Genomic DNA, 16,483 nt, shown 5'->3' on the forward strand with positions numbered 1-16,483 from the left:
AATGGATAAGGAACAGCTCATTGAAATCGCCAATACGGAAATGCCATTTGGCAAATACAAGGGACGTCGGCTGATTGACGTCCCGGAAGAGTATTTGCTCTGGTTTGCCCGTAAGGATCAATTCCCTGCCGGGCATCTTGGTGAGCTGATGGCCTTAACGTTGTTGATTAAGACCGAAGGGCTGACGCAGCTTGTGCAGCCCCTGAAACGTTAAGCGTCGGCCGCATTCGCCGTGCGAGCCTGCTCTTCGGCCTGTCGTTTGTAACGACGAGCCATTACGGCGCACACCATTAGCTGAATCTGATGGAAAATCATCAGCGGCAGCACCATCATGCCGATAACCGATGTCGGAAACAGAATGTTCGCCATCGGTATTCCATTCGCCAGGCTCTTTTTCGAGCCACAGAAGACAATCGTAATTTCATCCGCTTTATTGAACCCGGCTTTACGCGCTACCACGATATTTATCGCAATGACAATCGCCAGCAGAATAATACTCACCACCACAATAAACAGCAGTGACCCGAGCCCGACTTTATGCCAGATGCCGTTGACTACCGCTTCGCTGAACGCAGAGTAAACCACCAGCAGAATTGAAGTCTGGTCTGTTTTACCAATCCACTTTTTGTGTTTTGCCACAAATGCGCCCGTCCAGGGACGAGAGAGATGGCCAAGTACAAAGGGCAGCAACAACTGGAGCATAATCTTGCCGACCTGATCCAGATTACCTTCCGCGCCGTGCATATTCATCAACAGCCCGACCAGCAGCGGTGACAGGAAAATACCCAGCAGGCTGGAAGCCGAAGCGGAACAGACCGCAGCCGCGACGTTGCCGCCCGCGAGCGAGGTAAACGCAATAGCCGACTGCACTGTCGCAGGCAAAATGCACAGATAGAGAAACCCGGTATATAGCGCAGGATCAACCGCCACTGGCGACCACCATACCAGCAGTACGCCGAGCGTCGGGAAGAGAATAAAGGTGCTGCACATCACCCACAGATGCAATCGCCAGTGACTTCCCCCGGCAATAATCGCCTCGCGAGACAGCTTCGCGCCGTGCATAAAGAACAACAGCGCAATCGCGGCAGTGGTGAGATGTTCAAAGAAAGGAATGAAATCCCCGCGCGCCGGGAAGAAAGACGCCAGCAGCACCACGGTGATCAGCGTTAGCGTGAACGGGTCAAGAATACGAAAAAGTTTCATAAAGACTCCTGAAAATCGATGGCGCTATTGTGCTTCTTTCAGTTTGAGAAATAAAATTGATTTATTGCATCTATTTATGAAGAAAATCGATGAATTACTCCTTACGGCAATTAAAAGTTTTCGTCACTGTTGCGCAGGAAAAAAGTTTTAGCCGGGCAGGGGAGCGTATCGGCCTGAGCCAGTCGGCAGTGAGCCACAGCGTGAAAGAGCTGGAGCACCACACCGGGGTGCGCCTTCTTGACCGGACTACGCGCGAAGTGGTGTTAACAGAGGCCGGCCAGCAGCTTGCCGTCCGGCTTGAACGTTTGCTGGATGAACTGAACAGTACGCTGCGTGATGCCGGGCGCATGGGGCAGCAACTGAGCGGGAAAGTTCGGGTTGCCGCCAGCCAGACGATTTCAGCGCATCTTATTCCCCAGTGCATCGCGGAAAGTCAGCGCCGCTATCCTGATATTCAGTTTGTTCTGCACGATCGCCCGCAGCAGTGGGTGATGGAGAGCATCCGTCAGGGGGATGTGGATTTTGGTATCGTTATCGATCCCGGAGCGGTGGGCGATCTTCAGTGCGAGGCGATCCTCTCTGAACCCTTTTTCATGCTTTGCCATCGTGACCACCCGTTCGCGGCGCAGGATCATGTGTCCTGGCAGGCGCTGCAGGGAGCAAAACTGGTGTTGCAGGATTACGCCTCCGGTAGTCGACCGCTGATTGATGCGGCGCTGGCACGTCATGGTATCCAGGCGGATATTGTGCAGGAGATTGGTCATCCCGCGACGCTATTTCCGATGGTTGCGGCTGGCATTGGCATCAGCATTCTTCCCGCGCTGGCGCTGCCATTGCCGCAGGGGAGCCCTCTGGTCGTGAAACGTATTACGCCCGTGGTGGAGAGGCAGTTGATGCTCGCACGTAGAAAAAATCGTTCGCTTTCTACCGCCGCGGAGGCGCTGTGGGAAGTGGTACGCGATGAAGGCTGTGCGCTGATGACCGAGCGGCAAGGAGATTCGTTATATCGGCTATAGGGAGGATGGCCAATCAGGTTTTAAATTGCGAATTTTGGAATCGTTTAAAGACATTTGGTGGCGCGACAGAATTGAACTGACCACCAAATATTCAGGATGCGGTGAGAAAACAAGACACGCATTAGGAAAGATTTTCACGCTAACTTATTGAAACCTAAATTAATATAGGTTTAGAAGTACGCCTGAAAACAGAAATTTGGCTCCTCTGACTGGACTCGAACCAGTGACATACGGATTAACAGTCCGCCGTTCTACCGACTGAACTACAGAGGAATCGTGTGAACGGGGCGCATATTAACGGGGTGCCTGCGGCTTGTCAAAGGTTGTATGGCCCCTGTGCGTTCGTTTGCTGACAATTTCAGCAACATACGCCTGAGTGGCGATTTTTTTGCCGATCTGCACCGATGTGGTGCGGATTTACCCCTAATGGGGCAGATCAATATCTTCTGACTGAGTGTGAAAAAGAGTCCAGCGATTGGAAAGCCCTGTTACACGCCTGTTGAATCGCGATCGCAAAAGCTGGCAAGCATCTTGCAACTCCTCCGATATCTAAACGCCATTGTTGGCAGTACAGGAGGCAAAATGAACTTAAGACGACTGAAGTACTTTGTGAAAATCGTCGATATCGGTAGCCTGACTCAGGCCGCTGAAGTGTTACATATCGCACAGCCCGCACTGAGCCAGCAGGTCGCCACGCTGGAAGGCGAACTCGATCAACAATTGTTGATCCGTACCAAGCGCGGCGTAACGCCAACCGAAGCGGGTAAAGTGCTCTATACCCATGCCCGCACCATCCTCCGCCAGTGTGAGCAGGCGCAGCTAGCGGTTAATAATGTCGGGCAAACGCTCAGCGGCCCGGTTTCAATAGGCCTGGCGCCAGGAACTGCCGCATCATCCATCACCATGCCGTTACTGCAGGCAGTGCGTAATGAATTACCCGATGTTCTGATTTATCTCCATGAAAACAGCGGGTCTGCGCTGAATGATAAGCTGCTAAGTGGACAACTGGACATGGCGGTATTGTACGATCGTTCGCCTGTCGCTGGCGTTAATAGCCAGCCGCTGCTGAAAGAAGATCTCTATCTGGTCGGTACACGGGATTGCCCGGGACAGAGTATCGATTTAACCGCCGTCGCGGAGATGAATTTATTCCTGCCGCGTGATTACAGCGCCGTCCGTGCTCGCGTGGATGAAGCTTTTTCTCTGCGTCGCCTGACCGCCAAAATTATCGGCGAGATTGAATCCCTTTCCACCCTGACAGCGGCAATCGCAAGTGGAATGGGGGTGACGGTGCTGCCAGAATCCGCGGCGCGTTCGTTATCGCAGGCGGCAAATGGCTGGATGGCGCGTATTACCACGCCATCAATGAGCCTGCCTCTGTCGCTGAATATGTCGGCGCGGGGCTCGCTCTCTCCACAGGCTCAGGCGGTGAAAGAAATTTTGATTTCTCTGGTAAGTCGCCCGGCGCTGGATAACCGTGAATTGCAGTTGGTTAGCTAACGTATATTCTTTTAAGTAATAAGTTGCTGGTTTTTATTATTTGTTAGCGGACGCGTCAGACTTTAACAATAGTGCAATGTCTGATCGACCCGGAGGGGAAGGTGAACTTCCAGCAACTGAAAATTATTCGTGAAGCAGCAAGGCAGGATTACAACCTGACCGAAGTTGCCAATATGCTTTATACATCGCAGTCGGGTGTGAGCCGTCATATCCGCGAGCTGGAAGAAGAACTGGGGATTGAGATCTTCATCCGCCGCGGTAAGCGGCTGCTGGGGATGACTGAACCGGGTAAAGCGCTCTTAGTGATTGCCGAGCGCATTCTAAATGAGGCAAGCAATGTCCGTCGCCTTGCCGATCTCTTCACGAACGATGGTTCAGGTGTATTAACCATCGCCACGACACACACTCAGGCGCGATACAGTCTGCCTCCGGTAATAAAGGCATTTCGGGAAATCTTCCCGGATGTTCGTCTGGAGCTGGTGCAGGGCACACCGCAGGAAATAGAAGCGCTGCTGCACAACGGCGGCGCGGATATCGGCATTGCCAGTGAACGCCTGAGCAATGACAGCACGCTGGTGGCTTTCCCCTGGTTCCGCTGGCACCATCATGTGCTGGTGCCGCAGGATCACCCTCTGACGCAAATCACGCCGCTAACGCTGGAAGCTATCGCCCGCTGGCCGCTCATTACTTATCGCCAGGGGATCACCGGTCGCTCGCGCATCGATGAGGCATTTAATCGTAAAGGGCTACTGCCTGATATTGTGCTGAGTGCGCAGGATTCTGATGTTATCAAAACCTACGTCGAGCTGGGGCTGGGTATTGGCCTGGTGGCGGAACAGTCCGGAGATGTGCAGGAATCCGGAAAGCTGGTTCGCCTGGATACGCATCATCTGTTTGATGCTAATACCGTGTGGCTCGGGCTTAAGCGTGGGCAATTGCAGCGCAACTATGTCTGGCGCTTTATCGAGCTCTGCAATGCCGGGTTGTCGCTGGAGGAGATTAAGCGGCAGGCGATGGAACCTGATGAGCTGGCCCTGGATTACCAGATTTAACCTTTACGAGCCGGCGCGTCAGTGCGACACGCCGGCTTTTTCTGATGAGATTAAATACCACTGAACCAGTTGTAGCCTTGATCCTCCCAGTAACCGCCAGGGTTGGTATCGCTGACAAATATGGCCGCGATATGTTTGGCGTTTTTGAACCCCAGCTTGGTGGGAACCCTGAGTCGCAGGGGGAAACCATACTCTTCCGGTAATGCCTTACCTGCGAAATCCAGTGCCAGAATGGTTTGCGGATGTAGCGCGGTGGCCATATCAATACTGGAGTAGTAACGATCCGCACATTTAAAACCCACGTAACGGGCGGTGAGATCGGCACCGATATGCTGCAGGAAGAGTTTCAGCGGAATGCCTCCCCACTGGCCAATCGCGCTCCAGCCTTCAATGCAGATCAACCGCGTAATCTGGCTTTGCCGGGGCAGGCGTTGTAATTGCTCCAGCGTCCACGGCGCTTTTTTTTCCACCATGCCAGAGACTTCCAGCCGATAGTCGGCCAGATCCACGATCGGCGCATTGTACGCCGGATAAAAGGCGTTAAACGGAAAGGGATCGGTTATCTGATCCGGACGATAAGTTTGCACCAGACGCTGGCCGCTGAATAACCAGGACTGAACGCGATCGTTCCAGCGAGACATCGCCCAGAGGACTTTATCGACCTGATCGCCACTCTGCATATCGCAGCCGGTCAGCATCGCCACGCCACCCAGGGTCAATCCTGAACGGAGCAGGAGTCGACGCTGTAAATTCACTAACTGCTTTTTCTGATCCGGCTCCAGAACCGGCGCACTCCGGCGGGAAATTTTATTCTTCACGTTTACCCCCAGTGAGCATGCTCCATAAGGTGGATGGCACAATAATCACCATCAGAACGTGGATGATGACAAACAGCCCTACGCCCGCCATAGCGAAAAAGTGGACGTAGCGCGCGATAGCAAAACCGCCGAATAGCGCTACCAGCCAGTACAGTTGTACGGGTTTCCAGATAGCCAGCCCGGAAAGAACCAGCAGCAGGCTCGGTACCAGAACGCCCAAATACATCAATTTTTGAATCGCGTTGTAATGGCCGTGGCGATGGCGTAAGCGCAGGGTGAATGTCAGACCAATATCACGCCATAGCGCGGCAAAGCTCAGCGGCAGCAGGTCGCGGCGAAAGTGCTCGCTGAACAGGCTCCACAGCAGATAACAACAGGCGTTGAACACTAACAGCCACATCACCGCCAGATGCCAGCCAATCGCGCCGCCAAGCCAGCCGCCTAATGTTGCAACGGGGGGGAAGGTGAAGGCGAACAGCGGTGCGGCGTTATAAATTTCCCAGCCACTCATGAACATGCAGACCATCGCAAACACGTTTACCCAGTGGGTGAGCCTGACGGGCCAGCGATGCACCGGCCGTGATGTATTGGTTTTCATGCTGGCCTCCTGGCTTACATTGGCGGTACTGTTCCATTTTTTCCGGCAGAAATACGGGTGGCGACGCGTTCGCCCTTATCGTCAGCGGCGGAGAAGAGAACAATATGGGTGCCGGGTTTCAGCAGGCTGCGATCGCCGGGATCAATCGTCACGATTGGCGTGTCGTCCGGTACGATGACATTTTTTTGCTGATTCCCGTAATTGACGGTCAGGGTACGTCCATTGGTATTGACCAGTTTCCCGATGGTGCCGTTAGTCATGGTATTGGTTTTGCCATCAGCGGATTCCCAGGGAGAATGTCCTTCACCTGTTCCACGCAGGCTTGGGGCGAACACATGCACTTCCAGCGCCTTCAGACTACCGTCAGCCTGGGGAACCGCAGCGGTACCGATAAAACTGTCCGCTTTAATATCTTCCGGGGAGCCCTTAGATACGCTAAATACCTGGGTTTTATCATTTAGTTTGACCTCGACTTTTTCACCTTTCCTGTCGGTGAGTTCGAGACGGCTATCTGTCACCTGATCTATCGTCCCTCGCAGAGGGGCGATGGCTTTGCTTGCTGTTTGTGCACTGGCAATGCCGCTACACATCATCAGGGTGGACAGCAGTAAACCGGCAATACGTTGGTGTGTGTGCATAACATTCTCCTGTGTTTGTTTGTCAATTAAGCATGACAGTTGATCAGGGCAGCACCATGTCCGATTGATGACATTAATGTCATCAATCGATGCTGCACAAACTGGTAATCTGTTTGCAGATGTCATCAAGGTGGTGAAAATGCGCATATTAGTGGTGGAAGATGATACCGGAACCGGTAATTACCTGAAGAAGGGGCTTACGGAGGCGGGATACGGCGTCGATTTGGCGCGTGATGGTACTGATGGTTTGTTTCGGGCGCTGGAGCATCAATATGATGCCATTGTGCTGGATGTCATGCTGCCGGGGCTCGATGGCTGGCAGATCATTGATGTTTTACGCAAGAAAAGCGATGTACCAATCCTGTTTCTGACCGCCCGTGATGAGGTTCAGGATCGTATTCATGGCCTTGAACTGGGTGCCGATGATTACCTGGTCAAACCTTTCTCATTCACGGAACTGGTGCTACGGCTGCGAACGCTGTTACGTCGCGGTACTGTGCGTGAATCCGATCGTTATACCATTGCCGATATGCATATCGATGTGCTGCGACGTAAAGTTACGCGCCAGGATACAGTTATCACTTTGACAAATAAAGAGTTTATGCTGTTGCATCTTCTGGCGCGACGCGAGGGGGAAGTCCTGTCGCGTACTATGATCGCCTCGCAGGTATGGGATATGAATTTTGATAGCGACACCAATGTCGTGGATGTGGCGATTAAGCGCCTACGGGCGAAAGTGGATCGGCCGTTTGAGCCTAAGCTCATCCATACTGTGCGCGGCATCGGCTATGTCTGTGAGGTTCGCCCATGAGCCTGCTCTCCCGGCGATGGCAGCGGATATCGCTGACACTGCGTAGTGCCATATTATTTGCTCTGATCGCCGCATTGGTGGTAAGCGCGGCAGGGGGCTACCTCTACAACGCGATGCGTCAGGAGATGATCTACCGTAGCGACCTGCAGGTGATCGGACGAATCGAATATTACCGAAATGTACTGAGTAAGCGTTTTCCACTCGACAGGCTGGTGGCCAATACCGGGATGTTTGAAAATATGCTGGGTAACGAGCAGGATATTTTAATCTTTCAGATCCAGGGGCAGGCGCCTTTAATTAATGTTAATCCCGCGAACTATACACTGCCGCCCATGACGCCAACATCAGGTGATCATCCTCAGCGCCTTAGCGAGGTGCAGGCCGGTATGACCGAACAGGGCGTACCGCTGCGCGGGGCTTCGGGACTGGTGACGCTGGAAGATGGGCGTGTTCTGCAAATTTCAGTCGCACACGTCATGGTAAACGAACAAAAAATGCTGGCGCGTTATTTGTGGCGCGTTATTGCAGCCGTGGTGGCAGCTTTTCTGGTTATCGCGCTTCTCGGGTACTGGGTGATGCGTCGCGAGCTGCGGCCGTTAAGGCGTATGGCGACTGAAGCGGCGGCGATTGCCCCCAACACGCTGGCAACCCGTTTAAGCGAGCAGGACGCGCCGCAGGAACTACAGCAACTGATCGTTTCGTTCAATGCCATGCTTGATAGACTCAATGAAGGTTATCAGCGCCTGACACAGTTTTCCGCAGACCTGGCCCATGAGATCCGCACGCCGGTGGGGGCACTAATGGGCCAGTGCCAGGTAGCTTTGTATCAGTCGCGTAGCGTTGAAGAGTATGAAACATTGCTCACCAGCAACATGGAGGAGCTGGAGCGCATCTCGCGCATGGTGGAAAATATTCTGTTTCTGGCGCGCGCCAGCAATGCACAATCGGTGCTGATCTATCGCAACCTGGATATTGCGGTGGAGCTGCAGCGTGTCGCTGATTACTTCGAAGGGGTGGCTGAAGAGCGGGGAATTTGCCTGAGTTGCGAAGGGGGCGGGCAGCTACGTGCCGATGCTATGCTTTTTCAGCGAGCCTTAAGCAATCTGGTTGCTAACGCAGTACGTTATGCCGATGAGGAGAGTCATATCATCCTGCGCGTCAGCACTGAGAAAGGTCGTCAGGTTATTCAGGTGATAAACCAGGGCGCCATGATTGCTGAAACACATCTGGATAAATTGTTTGAACGTTTTTATCGGGTTGATGCAGCACGCAGTAGCCATGCCAGTGGCCTGGGGTTATCGATTGTGCGCGCGATTATGACCCTGCATGGTGGTGAGGTTCGGGCACAATGCTTCTCACAGCCGCCTTCGGCGCTGATTGTATTTAGCCTGATCTTTCCGCCTGGAGAGGATCAAAACCCGTTGCCGCAGAAAGCAAAAAGGCGCCTTTAGGGCGCCTTTTTACATTGGTGGGTCGTGCAGGATGACTCGCTTCGCTCGCCCTTCGGGTCGTCGCCGCAGGGCGGCTCCGTTGTTTCGCTACGCTCAACACCGAACCTGCAGCAGGTTCGAATCGTTGATTTCTGCGCATAGCAAAAAGGCGCCTTTAGGGCGCCTTTTTACATTGGTGGGTCGTGCAGGATGACTCGCTTCGCTCGCCCTTCGGGCCGTCGCCGCAGGGCGGCTCCGTTGTTTCGCTACGCTCAACACCGAACCTGCAGCAGGTTCGAATCGTTGATTTCTGCGCATAGCAAAAAGGCGCCTTTAGGGCGCCTTTTTACATTGGTGGGTCGTGCAGGATTCGAACCTGCGACCAATTGATTAAAAGTCAACTGCTCTACCAACTGAGCTAACGACCCGAAGTGGTGGGTGATGACGGGATCGAACCGCCGACCCCCTCCTTGTAAGGGAGGTGCTCTCCCAGCTGAGCTAATCACCCACTTCGGTACTTCACATTTTAACAAGAAACTTAGCTGGCGAGAAAGTGGTGGGTGATGACGGGATCGAACCGCCGACCCCCTCCTTGTAAGGGAGGTGCTCTCCCAGCTGAGCTAATCACCCACTTCTCAATTTCTTGCTACACGGCGGAGACTACATAAAGTAGTTGGTGGGTGATGACGGGATCGAACCGCCGACCCCCTCCTTGTAAGGGAGGTGCTCTCCCAGCTGAGCTAATCACCCCCGCTGTGTGGAGTCGCATTATAGGGAGAGTTGAAAATGAGTCAACGCCTTTTCAAAAGAATTTGTTCGTTCGTCGTAAAATTAAGCAATGCGGGGAAGGTTTATGCGTTTACGCATGATTTCTAAACAAAAACGGCTAACTTCGTCTGTGATAAGGGATCAACATTGAGGATTCGTCCGGGAGTGGTAGAATATTGCCCTTCTTAGTTTCAGGTTTTGCCGGTTGTCGGCATCTTTAATAAACGTAAGGCCATTTAATGAAAATCAAAACTCGCTTCGCGCCCAGCCCGACAGGCTATCTGCACGTCGGCGGTGCTCGTACTGCTCTTTACTCCTGGCTTTTTGCACGTAACCACGATGGTGAGTTTGTGCTGCGTATTGAAGACACCGATCTCGAGCGCTCCACGCCGGAAGCTATCGAAGCCATCATGGATGGTATGAACTGGTTGAATCTGGAATGGGATGAAGGCCCTTACTATCAGACTAAACGTTTCGATCGCTATAACAATGTGATTGATGAAATGCTGGAAACAGGCACGGCGTATAAATGCTACTGCTCCAAAGAGCGCCTGGAAGCGCTGCGTGAAGAGCAGATGGCCAAAGGCGAAAAACCGCGCTACGACGGCCGCTGCCGCCACAGCTATGAGCATCATGCAGATGACGAACCGTGTGTCGTGCGTTTTGCTAACCCACAGGAAGGTTCCGTTATCTTCGATGACCAGATCCGTGGCCCTATCGAGTTCAGCAACCAGGAGCTCGACGATCTGATCATCCGCCGTACCGATGGCTCCCCAACCTATAACTTCTGTGTTGTGGTTGATGACTGGGATATGGAAATTACCCACGTTATTCGTGGCGAAGACCATATCAACAACACGCCGCGTCAAATCAACATCCTGAAAGCGCTCAATGCGCCGGTGCCGGTTTACGCACACGTGTCGATGATTAACGGCGACGATGGTAAAAAACTCTCCAAACGCCACGGTGCGGTAAGCGTTATGCAGTATCGCGACGACGGCTATCTGCCGGAAGCGTTACTGAACTATCTGGTGCGTTTAGGTTGGTCTCATGGCGATCAGGAAATCTTCACCCGTGAAGAGATGATTAAATTCTTCACCCTGAACGCGGTCAGCAAATCGGCCAGCGCCTTTAATACTGAAAAACTGCAGTGGCTGAACCACCACTACATTAACAATCTCCCGGCGGAATATGTTGCAACACATCTGCAATGGCATATTGAGCAGGAAAATATTGATACCCGCGTGGGGCCTCAGCTTGCTGAACTGGTGAAACTGCTGGGCGAGCGTTGCAAGACGTTGAAAGAGATGGCGCAGAGCTGCCGCTATTTCTATGAAGATTTCGCCGAGTTTGACGCGGATGCCGCGAAGAAACATCTGCGTCCGGTAGCGCGTCAGCCGCTGGAAGTTGTGCGTGATAAACTGGCCGCTATCAGCGACTGGAGCGCGGAAAACGTTCACCACGCTATTCAGGCAACCGCTGATGAACTGGAAGTCGGTATGGGTAAAGTCGGTATGCCGCTACGCGTTGCGGTGACCGGCGCAGGGCAGTCACCGGCGCTGGACGTTACCGTTCACGCGATTGGTAAAGCCCGCAGTATTGAGCGTATTAACAAAGCGCTGGGCTTTATTGCTGAGCGTGAAAGCCAGCAGTAATTGCCGCAAAACAAAAAAACGGGCGAAAGCCCGTTTTTTTGTATGAGTATCAACACCGTTGTTATGCGGTCTTTCCGGATGCGATCCCTAGTCGCGACAAGAACCCGCAAATACCTTCCCGACGTAGCAGAACATTCAGCCTTTCCATCTCCGCCGGCGTCATTACCTGCAAGGTATCGCTAATTTGCTGCCAGAGTACATCCGACTCTTTAGCTGAATAGGTTTTGGCCGGTTCTGCAATCTGTGTATTAAAATCATCATCTTCGAGCAGGGCAGGCGTGTTCGCCAGATACGCGCGAACCTGTGGCGTGATATGCACCAGTCTCGCCCGGCCACCTTTTACGCCCGGCATCGGTTCGGTTTGCCAGCTTTGTTCGCGGATCCAACGATTAATCGTCTGACGAGTCATTCCCAGACAACGCGCCAGTTCGTCGGTAGACATTTTATCTTTAAGTTTTTTCATCACGATCATTAGCCACGAATACCCAAACGTTGCAGCAGGCCGCTGATCCCTTCACGCAGCAGAAGCGAGGTGAGTTGTTTCTGTTCTTCAGGCGTCATCTCTTGCGCCAGATTCAGTAACAGCCCGTGAAACACGTTATCGTGCACACTCTGCGCGGTGGAGGTTGCGGTTGTGTCGGAAGCGCGTTGTGCGCTGTAGATAAATTCCCGAACCTGATCGTTGATGTGAATCAGGCGCGCTTTTCCACCCTGAACGCCAGGGCGCGGCGATGTTTGCCAGCCTTCCTTGCGCACCCACTTATTAATGGTTTGCCGGCTATAACCGGTCACATTGGCGATTTCTTCCGGTGTCATTCGTTCCTTGAGCATGCTATTTCCTGAATCGCAGTGTGGAAATTACGAGTTCATGTTATAGCATCATTTTAAAAGAAAGCGTGACAGGTTTAACTTCTCTCTGCGAGCGTGCTCGAAATGTTGTTCATCTGTTTGCTTTTTCAGCGATTAGCTGCGAGCCCGGCATTTTGCCGTTGACACTTTGCGGCGGAATTCATATTATGCCGCCCGTCAACACGACACGCTTTACGTTGGGGCTATAGCTCAGCTGGGAGAGCGCTTGCATGGCATGCAAGAGGTCAGCGGTTCGATCCCGCTTAGCTCCACCAAATCCTGCTCCCATCAGGTTTGGAACGTAAAAGCACCGTCGGGGCTATAGCTCAGCTGGGAGAGCGCTTGCATGGCATGCAAGAGGTCAGCGGTTCGATCCCGCTTAGCTCCACCAAATTTAAACCCTCGCCTGTGGCGGGGGTTTTTTGTTTATACCCTTCCTAAACCATCTACTAATATTGTCGTATTCCGCCCAAATAAGACGGGATTTCCTGCTCCTCAACCTTGATTCGCTCGAATAATGCCCATAGTATCACTCAGGGTTATAGTTCGGATGACAAGGATGCAGTTCTGACAACTAATGAGATTTAAAATCGATATTTTATCGCGCAAGTTTTTCGTTGCATTAGCGCTCTCTTTAATCGCAATTCCGTTTGCTCGCTATGTCTCGCCTAAAACTGTGGTTGATGGAGCGGCTGTCTATCTGGCCTGGCTGCCGCTGAGCGCCAGTTTCGCTATAACGTTGCTTTTTGGTCGTCATGCCATACTGCCGTTGATTATCAGTTTTATGGTGGTCAACAGCGTAGTGGTAGAACTCACATCATTCCAGGCAAGCGTGCTGCTGTTCTGTCAGATGCTGGGTGTCACCGTTTCCTGCTCAATGTTACGCTGGATTATCGGCAAACGCTGGCGCTATGGACTGCCAAAATTTCATATGGGGATGGTGGTTTTCTGGATTGGCTTTATCGCCCCGGCGCTTATCAAAGGCGCGATGTATCTAATGGGCTGCTATCTGCACTTTCCGCTTAACGTCGCCAACTATTTTTCGACCAGCTCGCTGGTTTATGGCGTTGTGGATGTTCAAAGTTTAATTTGCGCATCGCTGATATTTACGCCGCTGTTCTACTATCCGCTACGGATGCTCCTGAACTATCGTTATGCCATTGGCTTCTGGCATCGCCACGTTACGACTATTTTGACATCAGGCAACCGCACCTTTGTACTCTACTGGCTATTGGGGCTGGTTACGATACTCAGTGTTCTGTGCTCTCCTTATGAAAATAAGTACATTGCCGGTTATCTGGTTCCCATTATATTTATTCTGTTTTTCGCAGGGATTAGCCGCCTGAGCAGTGTGTTGATCGTCCTGATCTGGTCTGTTTCCGCGTTCCTGCTGGTATTGAATAATAAACACTTCCTGTTTGGCGTTTTGAGTGCTTACTCGGTCGCTTTTGTGCTGTCGGTGCTGATTTCCTTCACCATTTGCATTCTCTACATGGTGCAGATTTACGCCCGTGGCGAGGCGCTGAAGCGTAAATGGCATGATCAGGCCTTAATTGATCCCCTAACCGGGCTGCCCAACCTGCGAGAATTTGAACTCTATTTGAAAGAGCATCAGCAGGCCACCGTATGCTGCCTGCGTATTGATAATCTCGAATTTTTGAGCCGCCATTACGGCATGATGATGCGGATTTACTGCAAGCGCGCAATTACGCGGAATCTGCAACCCCTACTGACCAGCGACGAGAAGCTCTTCCAGATCCCGGGTAATGAGCTGTTGTTGGTTCTTACTGGCCCGGAAACGGAAGCGCGCCTGACCCATATCGTTGAGTTCCTCAATAATCATAAGATTAACTGGAACAATCATGTGATGGATCTTGAGTTTGGCGCCTCATGGGGGGTGATTGACGGTAAAGAAGAGAACCAGTTGCACCATACGTTGGGGCAATTGAGCTGGCTCTCTGAACAGGCCTGCAGTTCGCATCAGGTGCTGGCGCTGGATAGCCGCGAGGAGGCTATCTCTGGATTTACTACGGAACGGGTCATGATGCTCAACCGAGTTAAGCGTGCGCTGGCGCACGGCGGTATCCTGCTCTACGCCCAGCCTATCGTGGATAAAGAAGGGAAGGGGTATCACGAAATTCTGAGTCGCCTGCAGTGCGACGGCGAACTGATTATGCCGGATAAATTTATTCCGATTATTACTCAGTTTAACCTCAGCTATCGCTTTGATATGCGGGTCGTAGAAACGCTGTTTAGCAAGATGAAACACTACCCTGGACAGCGTTTCTCTCTCAATCTGATGCCATTTACGCTGATGCAGAAGGGGGCGGCTGATGAAATCATCGCGCTGTTGAAACGCTATCATGTCGCTGCGCAGAAAATCACCATCGAAGTGACGGAAGAGCAAGCCTTCTCCGATTCGGAAAATAGTCTGCACAATATCCGGCAGCTTAGCGACTACGGTTTCCTCATTGCCATTGATGACTTCGGTACCGGTTACGCCAACTACGAGCGTCTGAAACGGCTGGAGGCGGATATTGTGAAGATTGACGGCTGCTTCGTGCGAGATATTGTGGCTGAGAAAATGGATCAACTCATCGTCAAGTCGATTTGCGATATGGCGAAGGTGAAGAACCTGACGCTGGTTGCGGAGTATGTCGAAACAGAAGAACAGAAATCGATGCTTTTCGCTCTCGGCGTCGACTATTTGCAGGGCTATTTGATTGGCAAACCTGCGCCGCTCAGTGAACTGAAGAAATAAAAAAGCCGGGGCAATTGCCCCGGTTGATAAAGCGGAAATACCCTGTTGTCGTTACAGCACCAGCGCTGCAATCGACGCCGACAGGACACTCACCAGCGTAGAACCATAAACCAGTTTCAGGCCAAAACGGGAAACCACATTGCCTTGCTCTTCGTTCAGACCTTTAATCGCACCCGCGATGATGCCGATAGAGGAGAAGTTAGCGAAGGAGACCAGGAATACGGAGATGATACCGACGGCACGCGGAGAGAGCGTTGAGGCCACTTTCTGCAGATCCATCATCGCCACAAATTCGTTGGAAACCAGTTTGGTCGCCATGATACTGCCCACCTGCAACGCTTCGCTGGCCGGAACACCCATCACCCAGGCAATCGGATAGAAGATGTAGCCCAGGATGCCCTGGAAGGAGATGCCCAGCACCGCAGCAAACAGCGCATTCAATGCGGCAATCAGGGCGATGAAGCCAATCAGCATGGCGGCAACGATAATCGCCACTTTAAAACCAGCCAGAATGTATTCACCCAGCATTTCGAAGAAGCTCTGGCCTTCGTGCAGGTTAGACATTTGAATGTTTTCTTCGCTCGCATCAACGCGGTAGGGGTTGATGATAGACAGGACGATAAAGGTGCTGAACATGTTCAGAACCAGCGCCGCCACCACATATTTCGGATCCAGCATGGTCATGTATGCGCCGACGATGGACATCGACACGGTAGACATTGCGGTCGCCGCCATGGTGTACATACGGTTGCGGGACATTTTGCCGAGGATATCTTTATAGGCGATAAAGTTCTCAGACTGACCCAGGATCAGCGAACTAACGGCGTTAAAAGATTCCAGTTTACCCATGCCATTGACTTTGGAGAGCAGGAAGCCAATCGCGCGGATGACAATCGGCAGTACGCGAATGTGTTGCAGAATACCAATCAGCGCGGAGATGAATACGATTGGGCACAGCACTTTCAGGAAGAAGAAGGCGAGGCCTTGATCGTTCATGCTGCCGAAGACGAAGTTAGTCCCTTCGTTGGCAAACCCGAGCAGTTTTTCAAACATTTCGGAGAAGCCTTTCACAAAGCCCAGGCCCACGTTGGAGTTCAGGAAGAACCAGGCCAGTAAAACTTCGATGACAAGTAACTGAATTACATAACGAATACGAATTTGTTTGCGGTCATGGCTGACCAGCAACGCTAAAATCGCCACAACGCCAAGCGCCAGGACAAAATGAAGAACGCGGTCCATATTTGCTCCAAATATGAGGCAGGTTTAATTTTCTTGCACATTCTATGTAACGTAAGTAAATAAAACGAGATCAACGTCGCACTATATTCAGAACCTGTGAGCAAACTCAAAATTAGTGATCGAACATACATTTTTGTTATGTTAA

The 16,483-nt window shown here is 52.1% G+C and carries 15 protein-coding genes and 7 tRNA genes; 10 read left to right on the forward strand and 12 right to left on the reverse strand.

The features are described 5' to 3' along the window. The first annotated feature begins 1 nt into the window (after position 1). On the forward strand, positions 2-214 hold the full coding sequence (locus VSR74_RS18530; RefSeq protein ID WP_347796081.1) for a DUF3820 family protein: 213 nt from the start codon (positions 2-4) through the stop codon (positions 212-214). On the opposite strand, the gene VSR74_RS18535 is transcribed toward VSR74_RS18530, so the two are convergent. Then, positions 211-1,203 carry a bile acid:sodium symporter family protein gene (locus VSR74_RS18535; RefSeq protein ID WP_347796082.1) on the reverse strand — a complete coding sequence of 331 codons (993 nt, stop codon included), beginning with the start codon at positions 1,201-1,203 and terminating at the stop codon, positions 211-213. The genes VSR74_RS18530 and VSR74_RS18535 overlap by 4 nt on opposite strands. An 89-nt stretch (positions 1,204-1,292) precedes the next feature. Between VSR74_RS18535 and VSR74_RS18540 the strand changes: the two genes are divergently transcribed. Next, on the forward strand, positions 1,293-2,219 hold the full coding sequence (locus tag VSR74_RS18540; protein WP_347796083.1) for a LysR family transcriptional regulator: 927 nt from the start codon (positions 1,293-1,295) through the stop codon (positions 2,217-2,219). Positions 2,220-2,416: 197 nt separating this feature from the next. Here VSR74_RS18540 and VSR74_RS18545 read toward each other — a convergent pair. After that, positions 2,417-2,492 (reverse strand) — tRNA-Asn (locus tag VSR74_RS18545). A 309-nt stretch (positions 2,493-2,801) separates the two neighbouring features. On the opposite strand from VSR74_RS18545, the gene nac reads away from it, so the two are divergent. Next, positions 2,802-3,719 carry a nitrogen assimilation transcriptional regulator NAC gene (gene nac / locus VSR74_RS18550; RefSeq protein WP_347796084.1) on the forward strand — a complete coding sequence of 306 codons (918 nt, stop codon included), beginning with the start codon at positions 2,802-2,804 and terminating at the stop codon, positions 3,717-3,719. A gap of 101 nt (positions 3,720-3,820) precedes the next feature. Continuing rightward, a complete protein-coding gene (cbl, locus tag VSR74_RS18555) occupies positions 3,821-4,771 on the forward strand; it encodes an HTH-type transcriptional regulator Cbl (RefSeq protein ID WP_347796085.1) in 951 nt (316 codons plus the stop codon). Between the two features lie 50 nt (positions 4,772-4,821). Here the strand turns inward: cbl and VSR74_RS18560 are convergent, their stop codons facing one another. From VSR74_RS18560 to VSR74_RS18570, 3 genes are read right to left on the reverse strand one after another with little or no spacing between them, the layout of a single operon-like run. Next, complete coding sequence (locus VSR74_RS18560) at positions 4,822-5,589, reverse strand: molybdopterin-dependent oxidoreductase (RefSeq protein WP_347796086.1); 768 nt, start codon at positions 5,587-5,589, stop codon at positions 4,822-4,824. After that, positions 5,579-6,187 (reverse strand): cytochrome b/b6 domain-containing protein, encoded by a 609-nt coding sequence (locus VSR74_RS18565; protein WP_347796087.1) that lies wholly within the window; start codon positions 6,185-6,187, stop codon positions 5,579-5,581. Before VSR74_RS18565 ends, VSR74_RS18560 begins: the two co-directional genes overlap by 11 nt. 14 nt (positions 6,188-6,201) lie before the next feature. Beyond that, positions 6,202-6,825 carry a hypothetical protein gene (locus VSR74_RS18570; RefSeq protein WP_347796088.1) on the reverse strand — a complete coding sequence of 208 codons (624 nt, stop codon included), beginning with the start codon at positions 6,823-6,825 and terminating at the stop codon, positions 6,202-6,204. Positions 6,826-6,964: 139 nt separating this feature from the next. Here VSR74_RS18570 and VSR74_RS18575 point away from each other — a divergent pair, with 139 nt between their 5' ends. Both VSR74_RS18575 and VSR74_RS18580 read left to right on the forward strand, forming a co-directional pair. Continuing rightward, entirely contained in the window at positions 6,965-7,636 is a 672-nt protein-coding gene (locus tag VSR74_RS18575; RefSeq protein ID WP_347796167.1) for a heavy metal response regulator transcription factor, read from the forward strand. Continuing rightward, entirely contained in the window at positions 7,633-9,087 is a 1,455-nt protein-coding gene (locus tag VSR74_RS18580) for a heavy metal sensor histidine kinase (RefSeq protein WP_347796089.1), read from the forward strand. The genes VSR74_RS18575 and VSR74_RS18580 overlap by 4 nt, the downstream gene beginning before the upstream one ends. 331 nt (positions 9,088-9,418) lie before the next feature. Here VSR74_RS18580 and VSR74_RS18595 read toward each other — a convergent pair. From VSR74_RS18595 to VSR74_RS18610, 4 genes are all read right to left on the reverse strand, one after another. Beyond that, a tRNA-Lys gene (locus VSR74_RS18595) sits at positions 9,419-9,494 on the reverse strand. A 4-nt stretch (positions 9,495-9,498) separates the two neighbouring features. Beyond that, positions 9,499-9,574 (reverse strand) — tRNA-Val (locus tag VSR74_RS18600). A 46-nt stretch (positions 9,575-9,620) separates the two neighbouring features. Continuing rightward, positions 9,621-9,696 (reverse strand) — tRNA-Val (locus VSR74_RS18605). A 44-nt stretch (positions 9,697-9,740) separates the two neighbouring features. Continuing rightward, a tRNA-Val gene (locus VSR74_RS18610) sits at positions 9,741-9,816 on the reverse strand. Positions 9,817-10,073: 257 nt separating this feature from the next. Between VSR74_RS18610 and gltX the strand changes: the two genes are divergently transcribed. Continuing rightward, positions 10,074-11,489 (forward strand): glutamate--tRNA ligase, encoded by a 1,416-nt coding sequence (gltX, locus tag VSR74_RS18615; protein WP_347796090.1) that lies wholly within the window; start codon positions 10,074-10,076, stop codon positions 11,487-11,489. Positions 11,490-11,550: 61 nt separating this feature from the next. On the opposite strand, the gene VSR74_RS18620 is transcribed toward gltX, so the two are convergent. Together VSR74_RS18620 and VSR74_RS18625 are read right to left on the reverse strand one after the other, a co-directional pair. Then, positions 11,551-11,952: a YfeC-like transcriptional regulator gene (locus VSR74_RS18620; RefSeq protein ID WP_347796091.1), complete on the reverse strand. Its 402-nt coding sequence runs from the start codon at positions 11,950-11,952 to the stop codon at positions 11,551-11,553. Between the two features lie 8 nt (positions 11,953-11,960). Further along, positions 11,961-12,320, reverse strand: a complete 360-nt coding sequence (locus VSR74_RS18625) for a YfeC-like transcriptional regulator (RefSeq protein WP_347796092.1) — start codon at positions 12,318-12,320, stop codon at positions 11,961-11,963. A 217-nt stretch (positions 12,321-12,537) separates the two neighbouring features. Between VSR74_RS18625 and VSR74_RS18630 the strand changes: the two genes are divergently transcribed. The 3 genes from VSR74_RS18630 (at position 12,538) to VSR74_RS18640 (ending at position 15,099) form a co-directional block, all read left to right on the forward strand. Continuing rightward, positions 12,538-12,613 (forward strand) — tRNA-Ala (locus tag VSR74_RS18630). Positions 12,614-12,653: 40 nt separating this feature from the next. Next, positions 12,654-12,729, forward strand: a tRNA-Ala gene (locus VSR74_RS18635). A gap of 186 nt (positions 12,730-12,915) precedes the next feature. Then, positions 12,916-15,099: a sensor domain-containing phosphodiesterase gene (locus tag VSR74_RS18640; RefSeq protein ID WP_347796093.1), complete on the forward strand. Its 2,184-nt coding sequence runs from the start codon at positions 12,916-12,918 to the stop codon at positions 15,097-15,099. 51 nt (positions 15,100-15,150) lie between these two features. Here the strand turns inward: VSR74_RS18640 and nupC are convergent, their stop codons facing one another. Then, positions 15,151-16,338, reverse strand: coding sequence for a nucleoside permease NupC (gene nupC, locus VSR74_RS18645; RefSeq protein ID WP_347796094.1), 1,188 nt, complete (start codon positions 16,336-16,338; stop codon positions 15,151-15,153). Positions 16,339-16,483: the final 145 nt, after the last annotated feature.

The sequence above is a fragment of the Pseudocitrobacter cyperus genome, from assembly GCF_039889165.1.
GTDB classification, from domain to species: domain Bacteria; phylum Pseudomonadota; class Gammaproteobacteria; order Enterobacterales; family Enterobacteriaceae; genus Pseudocitrobacter; species Pseudocitrobacter cyperus.

Excerpts from the sequence above, each read along its gene's own strand:
- nac (WP_347796084.1), top strand. The coding sequence starts at position 2,802 with ATGAACTTAAGACGACTGAAGTACTTTGTGAAAATCGTCGATATCGGT.
- gltX (WP_347796090.1), top strand. The coding sequence starts at position 10,074 with ATGAAAATCAAAACTCGCTTCGCGCCCAGCCCGACAGGCTATCTGCAC.
- VSR74_RS18625 (WP_347796092.1), bottom strand. The coding sequence starts at position 12,320 with ATGCTCAAGGAACGAATGACACCGGAAGAAATCGCCAATGTGACCGGT.
- VSR74_RS18620 (WP_347796091.1), bottom strand. The coding sequence starts at position 11,952 with ATGAAAAAACTTAAAGATAAAATGTCTACCGACGAACTGGCGCGTTGT.
- VSR74_RS18530 (WP_347796081.1), top strand. The coding sequence starts at position 2 with ATGGATAAGGAACAGCTCATTGAAATCGCCAATACGGAAATGCCATTT.
- VSR74_RS18540 (WP_347796083.1), top strand. The coding sequence starts at position 1,293 with ATGAATTACTCCTTACGGCAATTAAAAGTTTTCGTCACTGTTGCGCAG.
- VSR74_RS18570 (WP_347796088.1), bottom strand. The coding sequence starts at position 6,825 with ATGCACACACACCAACGTATTGCCGGTTTACTGCTGTCCACCCTGATG.
- VSR74_RS18580 (WP_347796089.1), top strand. The coding sequence starts at position 7,633 with ATGAGCCTGCTCTCCCGGCGATGGCAGCGGATATCGCTGACACTGCGT.
- VSR74_RS18640 (WP_347796093.1), top strand. The coding sequence starts at position 12,916 with ATGAGATTTAAAATCGATATTTTATCGCGCAAGTTTTTCGTTGCATTA.
- VSR74_RS18535 (WP_347796082.1), bottom strand. The coding sequence starts at position 1,203 with ATGAAACTTTTTCGTATTCTTGACCCGTTCACGCTAACGCTGATCACC.
- nupC (WP_347796094.1), bottom strand. The coding sequence starts at position 16,338 with ATGGACCGCGTTCTTCATTTTGTCCTGGCGCTTGGCGTTGTGGCGATT.
- VSR74_RS18565 (WP_347796087.1), bottom strand. The coding sequence starts at position 6,187 with ATGAAAACCAATACATCACGGCCGGTGCATCGCTGGCCCGTCAGGCTC.
- VSR74_RS18575 (WP_347796167.1), top strand. The coding sequence starts at position 6,965 with ATGCGCATATTAGTGGTGGAAGATGATACCGGAACCGGTAATTACCTG.